Origin of the sequence: Aeromonas sp. s12 (genome assembly GCF_040907925.1) — a bacterium.
Classification (GTDB): domain Bacteria; phylum Pseudomonadota; class Gammaproteobacteria; order Enterobacterales; family Aeromonadaceae; genus Aeromonas; species Aeromonas veronii.
Window position 1 is genome coordinate 62397 of the sequence record NZ_JBFOCT010000008.1, and the last position, 17044, is coordinate 79440.

Sequence of the window (17044 nt, forward strand, 5' to 3'; positions counted from 1 at the left end):
GTCAGATCTCATCCGGCGTGCGCAGGTTGGTCACATTGATCCGTTCGCCGCGCTTGCGCTCTTTTTCGGCCTGCATCTGGGGACGGTAGATCCCCTGATCGCCCACTACCCAGGAGAGGGGGCGGCGTTCTTTGCCGATGGAGTCCTGCAGCAGCATCAGGGCTTGCAAAAAGGCTTCGGGACGGGGCGGGCAACCCGGAATGTAGACGTCGACCGGCAGGAACTTGTCCACCCCCTGCACCACGGAATAGATGTCATACATGCCGCCTGAGTTGGCACAGGCGCCCATGGAGATCACCCACTTGGGTTCGAGCAGCTGTTCATACAGGCGTTGAATCACCGGTGCCATCTTGATGAAGGGGGTCCCTGCAATCACCATGAAATCGGCCTGACGCGGCGAAGCGCGGATAACTTCGGCGCCGAAGCGGGCCACATCGTGGGGGGAGGTGAAGGCGGTACACATCTCCACGTAGCAGCAGGAGATGCCGAAGTTGTAAGGCCAGAGGGAGTTTTTGCGGCCCCAGTTGACTGTGTCTTGCAGCACCTCCTCGAGACGGCCCATCATGATGCCGCGCGTCGCTTCTTGCGCCAGTGGGTCATCGACGGTCTGGCGCTGCTCCTGGGGGTAGCGCTCAACGGGTGCATCCGGGTCAATCCGGGTCAGGGTGTACTTCATGGTGCAACCTCAAGGAAAGGGTCTGTGGTTCAATCACTGTTTTTGTTGTTCAGCTGCGGTTTGCGCGGTGACCAGTCCAGTGCGCCGATGCGCCAGAGGTAGATCAGGCCGATAAGCAGCAGTCCGATGAAAATGGTGGCTTCAATAAAGCCGACCCAGCCGCTCTCCCGTACGGAGACAGACCAGGCAAACAGGTAGAGCGCCTCGACGTCGAAGATGACGAAGAACATGGCGACCAGATAGAACTTGGCGGAAAAACGCAGGCGGGCACTGCCGACCGAGTCGACACCAGATTCAAATGGCTTGTTCTTGGTGCGGCCGTAGGCACGACCTCCCAGCAGGGCGGCGAGGCCTATCATCACCAGACAGATGGTGATGGCACCGATGACATAAATGGCAAAAGCCCAATGTTGAGCAGAAATATCAGCAAACATAGAGGTTTTTCCTAACCAAATTAATCAAGCGACTTAACAATAATGTTACGCATTATGACACTTTCGCACTGATTTACATGTCATTTTTACGGGTTAATTATTAATCGGTTAACCGGTAATTAAATTTTGTTAAGAAGCGCACTTTTTTGCTGGTTATGGCGGGCGAGAAAGGCCTGTAAAGCGCAGAGAGCTGCTCCTCGTCATCACCTGAAAGGGGTAAATGCCGCGGGCGAAGCAGGATCAGGTCGGTATCGCGGGCAGGGGGCACAGGCGGGAGAAGAGCGTGATGGCGGGTGAGATAGGGGAGCGGCAAGAGCAATAAAAAGAGAGGCTCGCAAGCCTCTCCTGTCATCGCGTTCCGGTTTCGAGCGTGGGGCGGTCAGGGTTTATTGGCGACCAGCAAGACCTGATCCGGGTAGGCGCCAATGGAGCGAAGACCGATATCTCCCGAGGTGATATCCAGATACGCCCGCTGACCATTGGCGGAGGTTACCGTGCTGCTCATCAGATAGACATAGCCCTCATTGACCTCTTTACCGCCCCCCGCCATGGCGCGCGGGAAAATGGCTTCATTGAGAGAGGGCTTGTAGCAGGCATGCTCGACCAGGGTCGCTAACTCCTTGATGTCGGGCAGACGCCACTGGCTGATACCGCCGAAGTGATAGAGAGCATGACTGCTGTCACTGCGGATCCGCTCCGCCACTTGCAGCCCCTGCTGCCAGTAGTAAACGGTCGGTTCACCCAGGCAACTGTTGCCACTCCATGTCTGTCCCAGTTTGCAGCGCATCCAGGTGAGGCCGGTGTGTTGATCCGTGACGGTGCCGTTGCCATGGTCAAGAAAACGGGCAGAGGGGGCGGTGCGATCCATGGTGTCATCACAAATGGCAGCACCGTGGGCCAGGGGGGCCATCAGTGCCATCATGGCGAACGAAAAGCGATAAAGGCTCATGATATTCCTCGGATTATTGGGGAGTGGCGACCAGTCGTACCTGCATCAGCTCGATATAGGTATCTTGCTGCACCAGCGCGGGATAGGTGGTGCCCGCATCTTCTCCCAAGAGCAGGACTGTGCGTTTGCTGATGGGGCCACCGGAGAAGCGCTGGGCGGTGTTGCTGGTGGCGCTCCAGTAGTAGCCATGGTAGGTGTTATCTTCCGAGGAGGCGATATCCGGGAAGTAACGGGTATCCACGATGATGCGCTGACCCAGCGGGTCCTTGGCCAGGCTGCCGTAGTGCATCAGTGACATCAGCTCACCCATGGTGGGCAGCCGCCACTGGCTGATGCCGCAGCGCTGCTCGCCATTGAGCCACTGCTGATACGCGCGGGTGGTCAGCATGGTGGTCAGCGCCTGTGCCCGGGCGAGGGCCGACAGATCTCCTTCGGCGGTGAGCTGTTCGATCCTGTTATGAATATGCTGGTAGGCCGCTTGCTGCTCGCCTGCGGTCGCCTTGAACTGCTCATCTTCATAGGCAAAGGGTCTGCTTTTCCAGGCCGGGCTCAAGGGATCGTCCGATTTGACCTCCCACACCAAACCGGTATTGAGATCCTTGACGCACTGCCAGCTCGGCGCGTTGTCGGGGAGAACCTGACCGAGATCATCGAGTTTGCGATAGGCAAGCTGGGGACGAGTGCGATTCCAGCTGGCATCTTGTCCCGGATAGTCGTCGGGCTCCTGTTCCAGCAGCGGATCGTTGCCATCGCTGAAGGTGGTGACGCCGGTGACGGTCAGCAGGTTGCGTGGCTGCTGCTGCACCAGCAGGGTCAGCAGCTCGCTTTGGGTCTCTTCGGCAAACTGGCCGTTGCGCTGCCACTCCTGAGCCAATTGCTCCAGCATCAGGCTGATGGCGCGATAGCTGGTGGTGAGCAACTGGGTCTCCTTGGCGGTGGCAAGGCGTGTGCGGGCCTGTTGCTGCAAGCTGATCGCCACCTGCTGTAGCGCCTGATCAAACTGGCCTAGACCTGCGAGGGCCGCGCGATCGCCGCCCGGTTGCAGTGGCGCGAGATCGGCCAGCAGCTGCGTCAGTGCGCGATCGGCGGCCACCCCTTCGGCAATGCGGCTCTGCCACAGGGTGCTGAGCAGGGTCGGTTGTAGCCGTTGTGGATCCCCTTTGGCGGCCGGATGTGCCAGCAGCAGGCCTCCGCTCCTCGGTACGAACAGCAGGGGCGAGTTGACGATGTTGGCCGAACGGCTGACCAGGGCCACAACTCCTTCGCCGCTGACGGCAGGGTCGGTAGGATCACATTGCCAGTTCTGATCCAGATCGGCGCACAGGGTACCGGCAGTCGGCAGGGCGACATCGACCCGGTAGTCCGGGATCGCCAGTGGTGCGTTATCTTCCCCGCCGCCACAGGCGCTGAGCAGGGCTGAGAGGGTTGCAATAACCAGTACGGATGGTTTCACTTCACATTCCTTGAGTCGGTCACAGGTTCACGGGGGCGGTAACCCCCGTGGTGCAGAATTCAGCGGCGCGGGGTGCTCCGGCGCCAGAGGCGGGGCCAGAGGGCCAGCAACAGCAGCAGGGGGGAAGTCGTGCCGCCACCCCCTTCATCCTGCTCAAGGGGAATGATGCCGGTGTTGGGCAGGGCTTCATCCTTGTCGCAGCGGGCGCCGACTTGCTGGGCGACCCGCCAGCTGCGCAACTGACCGGTGTCACCGGCGATGGTGTCGTTGATCTCCAGCAGCCAGCGGCCAGCGAGAGGTTCGCCGTGCAGCTTATCGAGTGATTCGAACGGTACCAGTTCACGGGGGAACTCCCCCTTGAGCCGGGTATGGCTGGCGTAACCCTTGTTCCACAGGCTGATCCGGGTGCCGTAAGGGGAGGTGAGCCAGATCTCCAGCTGCTCCAGTTTGCTGTGCTCCAGATCGAGGGCGACCACGAATCCGCTGTCGATACGGGCCTTGCTCTCGGGCAGGGTGAGAGTGAAGCGGGACAGGCCGTGCCGTTCATCGCTCACCGCATCCTTGATCTGGCCACCCTGGCCGATGGCCCGCTGCCAGAGCGGTTCACCGATCGGCAGTTGCAGGTCAAGGCGGGTCTGGCGCTCGGTGGGGCTGGGCAGGGTGAGCTGGAACTGCAGCGGCAAGGTGACTGCCTCGCCACAGGTCAGGTTGCTCGCTGCTTCCAGCGGCAGGGTCCAGCGGGCGGTGCCATCGGCGTTGAGCTCTCCTTGCCAGTGACCGTCACCCATGAGCCCCTTGCTCGGGAGCAGGCTGGCGTCAGCCACGGTCAGGGGGCGGCCGCTTTGGTTGGTCAATTCGATGGCGAGGCTCTTTTTCTCCCCGGGCAACAGGTAGCTGTCGTCGGCAAGGCGGGCCGCGATGGGGGTGGGCAGCAGGGCGTGATGGCGGAAGGCCTGCTCCAGCAGCTTGCCATAACTGCGATCCGGATAGAGGCGGTTGGCGGTATCCACGGTGACGCGCGCCAGCTGGGGCATCCGCACCTGCGGGCCGAGGCCGAAGTGAGATTCAATCAGCAGGGTATCGAACTCGTCACGGGCTACCTCGCCATATTGTTCAACGGCCTGGCGCAGCGCGGTGAAGAGCGGGGTGCCCCACAGCTGGTCGCCGTTGCTGCCGTTGATGGTGAGGTGAGCCGGATAGAGGAAGCCCGGATGATAGCGCGCTCGCAGATCATCGAGCTGACGGGGCGTTCTGCCGCTGATCCTGGCATCCCAGTTGAAGACCATGAAAGGCTCGAACTGGCGAGCCTCTGGACTACGCTGGCGCCAGCTGGCGGCCAGATAGTCGCTAAAGCCCTCGCCGATGGCGCCCCAGTCACCCTCTTCTCCCATGTCGGGCAGGATATGGTGCTGCACCGCATGGCCAAACTCGTGCCAGATCACCATGGGATCTTCCGCATCGGGTACCCCTATCCGGCCAATTTCCAACCGGCGCAGGAAGGGGTCATAGAGAGAGTTGTCCTGCTCCCCGGCATCGGTATCGATGGCCAGGGGGCCGCCCATCAGCGTCGGGTAGCCGAGGGATTCCACATGGCGCTGGGCCAGATCCAGATGGTAGTAGCCATTGATATCGAGGAAGGCGGGCTGCTGGTGATCCAGCTGGAAGCCATCGGCATCAGGGCTGCTAAAGGGAGCTGTTTCCGGCTCCGTGCCATCCACGACCCGGGCGCGAGGGCCGCTTAGCTGGTAGGTGTCATCCACCTTTTGTACCGTGAGCGGGACGGTGCGATAGGCCCGGTTGTCCAGCACCAGATCGTGGCGCCACAGCAGGTTGCCATCTTGCAGCTGGGTGCGTGGGTCGAGGGCAAAGATGCGGGCCTGCACCGTGGCCGTTTCCCCTGCCAGCGGTGCCGCTTCGGCACGGGTGTTGGCCTCTTGCAGCGTGCGCCCCAGCAGGGCGCTGCCATCGCAGGTGACAAACAGTTGCCAGTGGCTGTTTTTGCTGTTGCCCGGCTGGCTTTCCACCGCCAGCAGACGCCAGGCCGCAGTCAGTGTGTCGCCATCCTGCCAGTACCACGGCTGGGCTTCGTCACTGCCAGCGAATTTCCACACCGTACCATCCAGCGTGGCGGTATAGGCATCCACCCCGGCGCGGCTTGCTTCATCACATGGCGCCGCCTGTGCCTGCATCAGCCGGGTATTGTGATAAAGGCGCCACGGGCGACCCTGCTCATCGAGACTGACGGCGGCCATCAGGCCGGCGATCGGTGCGCCATTGAGCTGCTGGCGATAATGCAGATAGTGGCCCAGCTTGCCTTGGCGCTGATAGGCCGGGGCATCACTCAGGGTGACGCCGAGCTGCTGTTCGAGCCAGAGGCGGGTATCGGCCGGGGCGTCCTGTTCGACAAAACGCAGTTCGGCGGCCTGAGTGGAAAAGCCAGCCAGCCCCAGCAAGAGGGCGGGCAACAGGGGTTTCATAGTGGTACTCCCAATCAGCGGCAGGGTCATTGATTGATCCCCGCCAGATGCAACAAGAAGGCAAATTCACGAGCCCGATCGCCACCACCGGCGCGGTGGCCTCCCTCCAGTTCGGTCAGCAGCAGGTAGGGGCCGGAGCCCGTGCTGTGCTGCCGCAGGCGGGCCAGCCACTTGACCGGCTCCCAGTAGGGCACCTGGCTGTCGTGCAGGGCGGTAGTGACCAGCAGGGGCGGGTAGGGGGCGCGGTGCAGGTTGTCGTAAGGGCTGATGCGACGCATCGCCTGATACTCTGCGGGCTTGGCCGGATTGCCCCACTCCTGATACTCCTGACGGGTCAAGGGGAGGGCAGGATCGCTCATGGTGCCGAGCATATCGACGAAGGGAACCTGCAACACGGCGCCGCTAAAGAGTGTCGGTTGCTGGTTGAGGGCCGCAGCAACCAGCGTGCCCCCCGCGCTGCCCCCCATGGCAAACAGAGGCAGGGGAGCAGAGTCGGGCGACCAGTGGCGCAGGGCGTTGCCGGCTGCGATAAAATCGCTGATGCCGTTCTGCTTGTTGATGCCCCGTCCGTCGCGGGTCCACTGCTCCCCAAGCATGCCGCCGCCGCGCACATGGGCGATGGCGTAGACAAAGCCGCGATCCAGCAGGCTTAACAGCTCTTTCTGGTAGTAGGGGCGCATCGGCGTGCCATAGGCGCCATAGCCATAGAGCAGCACGGCACGGGGGGCCAGATCTTTGCGCCACACCAGCGAGACAGGCACCCGGGTGCCATCGGCAGAGGTGATCCAGCGCCGCTCGCTCTGATAGGGCAATGCTTTATTGCCTGCGGTGTGCTGGTCGTTGATCCACTGGCCGCTGATCAAATCCAGCCAGCGCTGGCCGGGGGGCTGGCTCAAGCCCTGACTGCGCACCAAAATGCGGTCGCTGGTCGGGTCATGTTCTCCTTGCAGCCAGCCGGTACCGGCGCCACTGGCCAGCGGCAGGCGCTGGCGTTCATGGCCGTTGCGATCGAGCAGGGCGAGCCAATCCTCCCCCTGCTGGCGAAACTGCACCACCAGATGGCGATCAAACAGTCGCCACTTCTCGGGATCGCCGAGATCCTCCTCTTTGGCGGGCCACAGGCGCTGCCACTCACCGAGCGGCGTGCTGGCTGAGTAGAGGGCAAATGCCCCCTCCCGGTTGCTCTTGATCACCCAGTCGGATTGGCTGTCCAGATAGTATTCCACCCCGCGTTGGCGGGGTTTGACCTGCTGCGGCTTGCCCGAGTCGAGCAGGTACTGCTCCGAGCTGTCGTGGTTGTTGCCCTGCAACACCAGATGTTGGCCATCCGTGGTGCGATAGAGGCTGAGCAGCCAGGCGGGATCCTGCTCCTCATAGAGAGTCTGCTCCTGGCCATCCTGCCAGCCGCGCAGCTGCCAGGGGCGCAGGGTGTAACGCTCGTTGGCGATGGTGTAGAGGGTGCGACCATCTTGTGACCAGGCGAGATCAGCGCTGCGCTGCGCCAAACTGGCCAGCGCCTTGCCGCTTTGGAGATCGAGCAGGGTGACCTGATAGTCGAGATCGCCGCGCCTGTCTTCGGCGATGGCCAGTGTGCGGTTATCCGGGCTCAGGGCCCAGCCGCCCGCTTCGTAATAGCCCTCACCCGCTCTGGCGGGAAGCCGTTGCTGCACCTTACCCCCGTGGCGTTGCCAGAGTGAGCCATCCGGGCGCAGCAGCCATGCCTGATCGCCGCGGACAAGCCAGTTCTCTGGCACAGATTCCCCCGCCGGATGGCGGGCAAACTCGGCGCGCAAGGTTGCTTCCAGCGGCTGCTGCGCGGTGAGTTGCTGCTCGCTCCAGCGATTTTGCTGCTTGAGCAGGGCGAGAATGGCCGGGTTGCTACGGCTCTCGTCCCGCAACCAGAAGTAGGGATCCTGGCGTACGGGATTGCCTGAAATCAGGTGCGATTGGGACGGGATCGGCGGTGGCAGGGCCTCTTGCGCCCACGCCAACGGGGCGGCCAACAGGGCCACCATGATTGCATGATGCTTCATCACATCCCCACGAAACGGTAGCTGAGGCTGGCTGACAGGTAGCGGCCGCTCTGGCTGTAGAGGGAGGTGTCGCTGCCAGCCGGGAGTCCGGCCACATCCTGATAGCGGACGTAGCGGGTATCGAGCAGGTTGCCGATGGTGGCATTGACCTTGAGCGCCTCGGTGATCTGCCAGTCGCCGGTGAGATCCAGGCTGAACCAGCCTGCGCTGCTCTGGCAGGCACCGTTGTAGCCAGTCTGCGCATTGGCGCACTGTGGCACCTTGGTCATGGCGGCGGCATAGTTGCCACTGAGCTCAACCCCCCAGTCGAGCTGTTGCCAGCGCAGGGTGGTGTTGCCTTCCAGCGGTGTCTGGGTGCGCAGCGGCTCACCGCGGTGATCCTTGCCATCCATCCAGGCCAGATTGGTCGAAAGCTCCCACTCGTCGCTCAGCCAGAGGCTGGCGGCCAGCTCGGCGCCCCAGGTTTCTGCTTTGGCAACGTTGCGATATTGGCGCAGGAAGACACCGTCATCGAGGCGAAAACCGGTCTGGCGCCAGTCGATGAAGTTGTAGTAACGGTTGTAGAAAACGGCCGGTTTGACGCTCCAGTTGTCGCTTTGGCCATTCACTCCCCACTCCAGACTGTGGCTGGTCTCCTCCTTGAGGTTGGGGTTGGCAATGATCTCGAATGGCGGCATGGCAAAGTAGTGGGGAATGTTGCCGTAAACCTGATCGTAAGCGGGAGCGCGGAAGCCGTTGGCATAGCTGAGCCAGCTGCGCCATGTTTCGTTGAAGCGGTAACTGGCCGCCACACTGGGGGAGATGTGATCGCTGTGGTTCTCGGCCAGATTGCTGTCCGGTGCGCGCAGGCGCTGGCGGTCAAAGCGCAGGGTCGGGGTAAACTGCCAGTTGCCCAGATCGATCACATCGCTCAGCCAGATACCATCGCGGCGGGTCTCGGCCTTGCTGAAGGGGGCTTTCTGTCCCTGGGTGGTGATGCCATCTTCCAGGGTCAGATTGCTGACCGGCCGCTCGTGGTTGGCCTGCTCCAGCTCCACACCGTAGCTGAAGGTGTGATCCAGCGAGCCGGTGCTCAGCTTGCTCTGCAACTCCAGCTCGCTGCCAAGGCGCAGCTCCTCGAACGTGGAGAGGGTGCGCTGGCTGCGATATCTGGGATAGCCGCTCAGGGCATCGTTGCGCAGCAGCTGGCGCTGGTTGGCTTCGTTGCGTGACTGGTTGCCAAACAGGCTCCAGTTGAGGGTATCGACCATGCCAAGATCGCTGGCCTCCCAACTGAACTTGCCGCCCTGGGTGCGCTGATCGCCATCTTCCTGAAAACCGACCACGTCCCAGCTGCCATCGGGTTGGGGCACCGCTTTGGGCCCCATCTGGCGTTTGGCGTGATCCTCGTAGTAGTCCAGCTCCAGCCGCAGAGCGTGATGGGCATTGAGGGGGAGGCGGCTGCTGGTGGAGGCACTCATGCCATCCAGATCCGCCGGAATGCGGTTCTCTTCAAAGTTGGCGGTTTCGTTGCCACGCCAGCCGGAGAGGCGCAACAGATGTTCGCTCTCCAGTGCCCGTACCGCGCCGGTCATGCTGAGCTTCTTCTTGTTGCTGTCGCCACCGTAGAGGGTCTTGGCCGCCAGATAGCTATCTTGCTGTTGCAGATAATCTTCCGGCTGCTTGGTATTCATCACCACGGTGCCGCCGATGGCATCGGAGCCATGCAGGGAGGAGCCGGCCCCCTTGGCCACCTCAATCTGCTTGATGTCATCAAGGTCGAAGTTGAAGCGACCCACCTTGTCATTGATGTTGTCGGCGCCAAAGCCGTCGCTGACGCGCACCCCATCCTTGATCAGCAGGATACGGTTGCCACCGATGCCGCGCACGCTGATGTTTTGCGGTCGTCCGGCAGAGCCGGTGACCGAGACACCGGGGATCTTGCGAAACACATGGGTCAGCTCGCTGGCGACCTGACGGTCCAGCTCTTCCTGGGTGATGACGGTGATGGAGCCGGAAACATCGGAGAGTTTCTGTTGTACCCGTTGCCCGGTGACAATGATGGTGTCGTCGCTGCGCGCCTTCTCCACAGGGGGAAGATCGGCCGCGCCTGCGGAGGCACAAAGGAGTGCCGGCCATGCCTGAAGCAGTTTGTTCATAATGATAATTGTTTTTATTTAAGCCTGAAGGGCGGCATTATTGCAGAGGCCTGACCACTTGACAATAAATGGCAATCATTATCATTAAGATCTTATGGTGTTGATATTATTGAGTTATTTGTTTTTAAAAAAGAGGCTCCCGCGCGAGGCGGGAGCGGGGGGATCAGGGCTTGAGCAGTTGCAGCGACTCTTCTGCGGCCTTGCCCTGGGAGAGGGTGATATCGACCCGGCGATTTGCCTGGCGATGTTCGGGGGTGTCATTGGCAAAGCGGGGTTGAGTGTCGGCAACACCCTGAGCGATGACTCGTCTGGCATCGAGCTGGGGATTGGTCAGCATGGTCTGCACGATGGAGGAGGCCCGCAGCACCGAGAGCTCCCAGTTGTTGCGATAGAGCTCCACCGGCGCCTGGGAGTTGTCGGTATGACCGGTGACCACTACCTGCCCCGGGATGTTGGCCAAAATGCCGGCGATCTTGTTGACCAGCGGGATGAACTGGGGCTGCAGGAACGCCGAATCGGCGGGAAACAGCGCCTTCTCGCCGATGCGGATCACCAGTTGACTGCCAAGCTGCTCGACCTCGAGATCCTTCGATTCAATCTGGGCCTTGAGTTGCTGCTCAAGCTTCTGCTTGGTCACCTGCACCCACTCCTGCTCCCGGGTCTTGTGGGGCCAGGCTTCGGTGGCGCTCGGTTTTTCCGAGGCACCTATGGTCTCGTTGAAGGGGTCCGATGCCGCCATGGGGGCATCTTTTTCCAGTACAGTCTCTTCTTTCGGGCTGCTCGGCGTGGTCTTCGATTCCGGCTCGAGAATCCCTGTTCCCCCCTGCATCAAGGGTGAGCCGGCAGGCGGGGAGATGAGGCCGATTTTACCCAGCGACTCGATAAAGCCCTGGATAAGCACCCGGGTTTCGGACTGCTTGGCCATGGCAAAGGAGTAGAGCACCACAAACAGGGCGAACAGCAGGGTCATGAAGTCGGCATAGGAGACCAGCCAGCGTTCATGGTTCTCCGGTGCTTCAGCCTTTTTCTTTTTGGCCACCGTGACCTCCCAGATAAGGTTCGAGGGTAACTTGCAGGCGCGCTTGGGATTCGCCATCCACGATGCAGAGAATGCCGGTCAGGGTCATCTCCTTGTAGTGGCGGATCTGGTGGGCGAACCCTTTGTAGCGGTTGCCGAACGGCAAGAAGATCAGGTTGGCTGCGGATACCCCGTAGATGGTGGCGATAAAGGCCACCGCGATGGCGCCGCCCAGCTTGTCGGGGGCATCCAGCAGACCCATGGCGTGGATCAGGCCAAATACCGCCCCGACGATCCCCATGGTCGGGCAGTAGCCGCCCATGGCTTCATAGAATTTGACCGTCTGTTCGAGATCTTCCTGTTCAAATTCGATCTCGTTCTCCAGCACCTCGTGGATTTTGGCCTTCTCGTAGCCATCGACCATCATCTGCACCCCTTTCTTCAGGAAGGGATCCTTGATCTCCTCGATCATCCCTTCCAGCGCCAGCATACCGCTGCGGCGGGCGTTGCCTGCCAGGGTCTCCAGCAACTGTGCCTGCTCCAGCAGGTCGAGTTTGAGGGGGGAGAGCAGCCATTTGAAACGCCTCATGGTGCTGCCGACAACGGAGAAGGGGAACTGGGTCAGCGCAGCACCTATGGTACCGCCGATCACGATAAGAAATGCGGGCAGATCGAGCAGTGCACTGGGATGACCACCCTCGATCATGTTGCCGCCAAGGATGGCGATCAACGCCAGTACCAAGCCAATCAAGCTCATCTTTTACACGTCCCTGCATGTTGATAATGGCTAGTGTAGCTACTTAAGTATCAGTTTTTCAAAATGAAATCCAATCGCTGAGCAATTAATGGGCGCTGGGTAACGTCCATAAAAGAAGGCGTGTTGCGGCCATAAGATGGCATTGCAATCATCCGTTGCTCCTGTTGTGACAGGAAGGAGCGCTTGTTGGGTGGGGCAATCACAAAAACAAGGTAGGGGGCGGGAGCTGGCAATACGAAAAGCTCTGATGTTCCATCAGGGCTTTGCAAACCGGGGGATGAGTGCGTGGATGATCTGCCACTGCGTGGCTCTGGCTCACTTGTCGGCATAGGTGTTTGCCGGAAAGCAAAAAACCGACCCTGAGGTCGGTTTTTTTAGATTTGGCGGTGAAGGAGGGATTCGAACCCTCGATACGTTGCCGTATACACACTTTCCAGGCGTGCTCCTTCAGCCACTCGGACACCTCACCAAATTTTCGTTCGCTGCGCTGTTGCGCTGGAACGGGGCGTAATTTAGGGGAAAGGGCTGTGTGGGTCAACCACTTTTCCCCTTATTTTTCATAATCTTTTCCGAATGCCTAACCCTTGCGCAGAATGCCGGTTTTTTAAACCGGATCAGGGCTTGTCGAGGATGATCAGACTGTCCGGCAGCTCGTTTTGATCCCGGGTGGCTGGGAAGGCATCGGTCAGAATGGCGCTAACGCGCTCCACGCACTCCAGAAAACCCTGTTCGATCTCCCTGTTGCGCACGCGCGCCACGAAGTCGTCGATGATCTCCTGCCACTGGCCGTTGTCGATATGCTGGGCGATGCCATCATCCACCAGTATTTCTACATAGTGCTCGGCGGCCGAGACGAAGATCAGCACCCCGAGCCGGTCGCGGGTACGGTGCAGCCCCTGCTCGACAAATTGCAGGCGAGCCATCAGGGCAGCCCGGTGCTGGCGAACCTTCTTCGGGATGAGCCGCATCTTGATGGGGGTCCAGTGGAACAGCAGGCTCAGCAGCAGCCAGACCGACCACTGCACCAGCAGGATTTCGTACCAGCCGAGCCAAAAGCCGAGCTGGAACACCAGCAGCGGGGTGAGCATCGCCAGCAGCGCCGCCCAGAGGGTGGGAATGTAGCGATAGCCATCGCTGGCCGGGGCCAGCACGGTGACCAGTTCAGCATCAGTCTCTAGCTCCGCTTCACGCACCTTGGCCTGAAGCGTGTGGAAGAACTGTTTAGAAATCATGATTTGTCTCTTTACTCCTGTTACCAGCCACCGGAGGCTCCGCCGCCGCCAAAACTGCCGCCGCCACCGCTGAATCCGCCGCCGGAGCGACCACCAAAGGAGCCGGCACCCAATCCACCAGCCATGTAGGTCGACCGACGTCGTCCTCCCGGCCCACCGCCACCACCCCCGCGCAGGTTGTGGAGCACGATCATCGCAATCACCACCAGAATAAACAGCCAGGGGCCGCCACCGTTGTCACTCTTTGGCTGCTCGACCGGCTGATATTCTCCGGCGAGTGCCTTCATGATGCTCTGGCTGCCCGCCATGATCCCGGCCACCATATCGCCGCGCTTGAAGGCGGGCAGGATGCGGCCATGGATGATGTTGGCTGCGATGGCGTCGGGCAGGGCGCCTTCCAATCCATAACCTACCTCGATCCGCACCTTGCGCTCATCCTGGGCGATCAGCAACAGCACGCCATTGTTTTTGCCTTTCTGGCCGATCCCCCAGTGGCGACCGAGCTGGTAGCCGTACTCCTCGATAGTCTCCCCATCGAGGCTGTCGACGGAGACCACCACCAGCTGGATGCCGCTGCGCTTTTCAAAGGCGGCCAGCTGTTGGGTCAGTTGATGGGCCTGTTTGCGGGACATCAGACTGGCTTCATCCACCACCCGTCCGCTCAGCGTCGGGAAGTCGGGTGCCGCTTGCAGGGCACTGGCCCAGAGCAGCAGACAGGGAAGAAACCAGCGCAGCATCATCTTCATTGGAAGCTGACCTTGGGCGCCTCATCGGCACCGGGTTTGGCACTGAAACTGGGTTTGGCTTCCAGATCCGAGTAGAGCAGCTTGGACCAGATAACGCCGGGGAAAGTGCGGATCTCGGTATTGAACTGGCGTACCGCCTCGATATAGTCGCGGCGAGCCACCGAGATGCGGTTCTCGGTTCCTTCCAGTTGGGCCTGCAGGGCAAGGAACTGCTGATCCGCTTTCAGCTCGGGGTAGCGTTCTACCACCACCATCAGGCGGGAGAGGGCGCTTGAGAGCTGGTTCTGCGCCGCTTCAAACTCCTTGAGCTGGGCAGGATCGCTCACCTGTACGCTGCCGACCCGGGCACGAGCATCGGTGACCGCCTTTAGGGTCTCCTGCTCATGGCTGGCGTAGCCCTTGACGGTTGCCACCAGATTGGGAATGAGATCGGCACGGCGCTGATACTGGTTCTCCACCTGCCCCCAGCTCGCCTTGACCTGCTCATCCAGGGTCGGAATATTGTTCATGCCGCAGCCGGTCAGGCCGAGCAGCAGGGTCAGGGTCAACAGGCTCTGCGTGGTTCTGCGCCAGAGTGATGTGGCCATCTTGTTGTTCTCCTTTGATATTTCGAGTCGATAGTGCGCCATGGATGGTGTACGACCAAGAGTGCATAACCATACCAGCTTGGGGTCAGTTGCCACAACGCGCAGGTAGCTCAGGTCGCTTGTTGATGCCGGATACCTTGGGCAGCTGGGGCTTGTCTTTTAGCCAGGATGCCAGCTCTTCCCCACAGCCATTGCCGGGCGGAATGGGAGCCTGGGGTTCACAATCGGGGCTGCCCACCGGGCAGCGCAGCCGCACGTGGAAGTGGCTGAAGTGGCCCACCCAGGGGCGTAGCTTGGCGACCCAGGGTTCGTTACCAGCTTGTTGGCAGACCGCGGATTTGATCACCGGATTGACGAAGATGCGGGCCACCTCGGGTTTGCTGGCCGCAAGCCGCAGCAGGGTGAGCTGCTGTGGGCCAAAGCGGCCCGGTAACATTTTGTAGCTGGGTTCGTCGATCAGTGCCCACTCCTTGGGGGCATCCTGCTCCCACTTGCTGATGGGACGGTTGGCCATGCGAAACCAGATATCGGCATCAAGTCCGGTCTGATGGCTGCGATGGCCAGAGGTAAAGGGGCCGCCCCGGGCCATCGCCAGATCGGCGATATAGAGATCCGGCAGCCCGGCCATGCGGGTCTGGTTGGCCAGCGCTTGCAGATAGTGGATGAGGTCGGGGTGGCCGTAGTAGCGCAGCCGTTTGGTACGGATCACCTGATAACCCGGCCCTTCGAGGGGTAGGGATACGCCGTTTTTCAGGCAACCGGCGGCATAACCACCGATGGCTTCCGCTTGCAATACAGTCGCCAGCAACAGGGACGTCAGCATGTGCGTGCTCCTTGTCTTGCTTCGAGTCGGCTCAGCAATACGAACAGACTCAAACATATAAATAAATAGGCCGCGGCCACCAGCAGCCAGATCTCGTAGACCAGTCCGCTGGAGTTGGCCATCTCGGTGCCGACGAAGGTGAGCTCCTGCACCGAGATAAGGGAAACGATGGCGGTATCCTTCACCAGCGCGATGAGCTGCCCGGTGAGGGGGGGCAACATCAGCAGCATGGCCTGCGGCAGGATCACATGGCGCAGCCGCACCCAGGGAGAGAGCCCGAGGCTCTGCGCCGCCTCCCACTGGCCACGGGGGATGGCGGCAAGCCCGGCACGGACGATCTCGGCGACGAAGGCTGCGCTGATCATGCCAACGCAGAGGGGGCCAGAGATGAGGTTTTCCCAGCGGGCAGGTGGGCCAAACAGCGCCTCTTGCCACGGGGAGAGTGATACGGTGCCGAGCCAGCGGGAGAGGCCGCTCGCAGGCAGCAGCTGGTTGGCGATAAAGAAGTAGAAGATGAAGATAAAGACCAGCGGCGGCAGATTGCGGATCAGCTGGATAAACAGGGTCGCGGGCATCACCAGCCAGGGGCGGCGGCTGAAGGCGGCTACCCCCAGCGCAGTGCCGAGCAGCAGCGCCAGCACCATGCCGAGCAGGGCGATGCGCAAGGTGGTGAGCAGACCGCTGAAAAAGTAGGGCAACTCGCCGTGAGGGCCAGGGGTGAACAGCAGATCGAAGGCCTCATGCCAGCGCCATTGATAGGCTACCCCGATGTGCAAGCGGCTGGCCAGCCAGAGGCCAGCCAGCAGCAGGATCAGGACGATCGCCCCATCCAGCCAGTTGATGTTCCGACATGCCCCACGGACGATGCGCCGTATGGTCTCTTTTAGAGCAATCAGCATCAGGGGTTGGCGACCTGCGCTTCCCAGGCCAGCGACTTGAACCAGTAGTCATGGCGCGCCTTGAGCCAGCCATCGGCCTGACGAGCGGCGATCCACTCGTTGAACTGCTCAGCCAGGGCATCATCCCCCTTGCGCAGGGCAAAGCCTTCATCGCCTTGTGCCAACGGCTCGGCAAACGGCATAAAGAGGGCATCCGGGTGGCGCAGCGCCTCTTGCTCGGGTTTCGGGGAAGAGGAGAGGGCGCCGTGGGCGCGGCCGTTCAACACCTCCTGAAATACCTGTGACTCGTCATCAAACTGGCGCAGGGTGGCCTTGGGAAAGTGTTCTTTTGCCACCTGTACCGGTGAGGCGCCACGACGTACCGCCAGGATCACCCCGCGCTGGTTGAAGTCCGCCACGGTTTTCTTCTCTTTGGCCATGGTGCTGGAGGCGGCCAGCTGCACCCCCGAATGGGAGTAGGCCTGGGTGAAGCGCACGCTCTTCTCCCGCTCGGGGGTGATGGTGAGGCCGCCGATGATAACGTCATACTTTTTCGCCAGCAGGGAGGGGATGATGCCATCCCAGGCGGTGGGGACGAATTCTACCTGCCAGCCGTTATCTGTGGCGAGGCGACGGGCCACGTCAATCTCGAAACCGATTAGCGCCCCTTGCTTGTCGCGCATCGCCCAGGGGGCGAAGGTGGACATGCCGACCCGCAGGGTACCGCTCTGCTCGATCTGCGCCTGGGTGTCGGAGGGGGCGGTTTGCGCCAGTGCCGGAGTGAGCAAGCTTGTCAGCAGCAGGGCTGCGCCCGACAGGGCGGTCTTGAAGGATAAATTCATG

15 protein-coding genes and 1 tRNA gene are annotated in these 17044 nt (G+C 61.2%); all 16 read right to left on the reverse strand.

Annotated elements, in window-relative coordinates; all coding sequences use genetic code 11:
- Position 1 precedes the first annotated feature (1 nt).
- The 16 genes from AB5Y67_RS02530 to AB5Y67_RS02605 all read right to left on the reverse strand — a co-directional run bounded on the left by AB5Y67_RS02530 (position 2) and on the right by AB5Y67_RS02605 (position 17043).
- The gene (locus AB5Y67_RS02530) at positions 2 to 676 is read right to left on the reverse strand and encodes an NADH-quinone oxidoreductase subunit B family protein (RefSeq protein WP_005344917.1); all 675 of its coding nucleotides are present in this window, start codon (positions 674 to 676) and stop codon (positions 2 to 4) included.
- A gap of 29 nt (positions 677 to 705) precedes the next feature.
- Positions 706 to 1110: an NADH-quinone oxidoreductase subunit A gene (locus tag AB5Y67_RS02535; RefSeq protein WP_005344919.1), complete on the reverse strand. Its 405-nt coding sequence runs from the start codon at positions 1108 to 1110 to the stop codon at positions 706 to 708.
- Between the two features lie 379 nt (positions 1111 to 1489).
- Entirely contained in the window at positions 1490 to 2059 is a 570-nt protein-coding gene (locus AB5Y67_RS02540) for a DUF1566 domain-containing protein (RefSeq protein WP_069527989.1), read from the reverse strand.
- A gap of 13 nt (positions 2060 to 2072) precedes the next feature.
- Complete coding sequence (locus AB5Y67_RS02545) at positions 2073 to 3512, reverse strand: DUF1566 domain-containing protein (protein WP_199427401.1); 1440 nt, start codon at positions 3510 to 3512, stop codon at positions 2073 to 2075.
- Between the two features lie 59 nt (positions 3513 to 3571).
- A complete protein-coding gene (locus AB5Y67_RS02550; RefSeq protein ID WP_199427402.1) occupies positions 3572 to 6019 on the reverse strand; it encodes a proprotein convertase P-domain-containing protein in 2448 nt (815 codons plus the stop codon).
- Positions 6016 to 8022, reverse strand: a complete 2007-nt coding sequence (locus AB5Y67_RS02555; protein ID WP_199416050.1) for a prolyl oligopeptidase family serine peptidase — start codon at positions 8020 to 8022, stop codon at positions 6016 to 6018. Before AB5Y67_RS02555 ends, AB5Y67_RS02550 begins: the two co-directional genes overlap by 4 nt.
- Positions 8022 to 10160 carry a TonB-dependent hemoglobin/transferrin/lactoferrin family receptor gene (locus tag AB5Y67_RS02560; RefSeq protein ID WP_150389281.1) on the reverse strand — a complete coding sequence of 713 codons (2139 nt, stop codon included), beginning with the start codon at positions 10158 to 10160 and terminating at the stop codon, positions 8022 to 8024. The genes AB5Y67_RS02555 and AB5Y67_RS02560 overlap by 1 nt, the downstream gene beginning before the upstream one ends.
- A 163-nt stretch (positions 10161 to 10323) precedes the next feature.
- A complete protein-coding gene (locus AB5Y67_RS02565) occupies positions 10324 to 11199 on the reverse strand; it encodes a flagellar motor protein MotB (protein ID WP_005337213.1) in 876 nt (291 codons plus the stop codon).
- On the reverse strand, positions 11177 to 11935 hold the full coding sequence (locus tag AB5Y67_RS02570; protein WP_005351127.1) for a flagellar motor protein: 759 nt from the start codon (positions 11933 to 11935) through the stop codon (positions 11177 to 11179). The genes AB5Y67_RS02565 and AB5Y67_RS02570 overlap by 23 nt, the downstream gene beginning before the upstream one ends.
- A gap of 381 nt (positions 11936 to 12316) precedes the next feature.
- Positions 12317 to 12404, reverse strand: a tRNA-Ser gene (locus tag AB5Y67_RS02575).
- Positions 12405 to 12549: 145 nt separating this feature from the next.
- On the reverse strand, positions 12550 to 13167 hold the full coding sequence (locus AB5Y67_RS02580; RefSeq protein ID WP_058058422.1) for a TPM domain-containing protein: 618 nt from the start codon (positions 13165 to 13167) through the stop codon (positions 12550 to 12552).
- 20 nt (positions 13168 to 13187) lie between these two features.
- The gene (locus AB5Y67_RS02585) at positions 13188 to 13913 is read right to left on the reverse strand and encodes a YgcG family protein (RefSeq protein ID WP_005351128.1); all 726 of its coding nucleotides are present in this window, start codon (positions 13911 to 13913) and stop codon (positions 13188 to 13190) included.
- Positions 13910 to 14500: a LemA family protein gene (locus AB5Y67_RS02590; protein WP_005346564.1), complete on the reverse strand. Its 591-nt coding sequence runs from the start codon at positions 14498 to 14500 to the stop codon at positions 13910 to 13912. Before AB5Y67_RS02590 ends, AB5Y67_RS02585 begins: the two co-directional genes overlap by 4 nt.
- An 85-nt stretch (positions 14501 to 14585) precedes the next feature.
- Positions 14586 to 15323: a penicillin-insensitive murein endopeptidase gene (gene mepA, locus AB5Y67_RS02595; protein WP_005359850.1), complete on the reverse strand. Its 738-nt coding sequence runs from the start codon at positions 15321 to 15323 to the stop codon at positions 14586 to 14588.
- Positions 15317 to 16222 (reverse strand): amino acid ABC transporter permease, encoded by a 906-nt coding sequence (locus AB5Y67_RS02600; RefSeq protein ID WP_199427403.1) that lies wholly within the window; start codon positions 16220 to 16222, stop codon positions 15317 to 15319. The genes mepA and AB5Y67_RS02600 overlap by 7 nt, the downstream gene beginning before the upstream one ends.
- Positions 16222 to 17043, reverse strand: a complete 822-nt coding sequence (locus tag AB5Y67_RS02605) for a transporter substrate-binding domain-containing protein (protein WP_005359852.1) — start codon at positions 17041 to 17043, stop codon at positions 16222 to 16224. Before AB5Y67_RS02605 ends, AB5Y67_RS02600 begins: the two co-directional genes overlap by 1 nt.
- Position 17044: the final 1 nt, after the last annotated feature.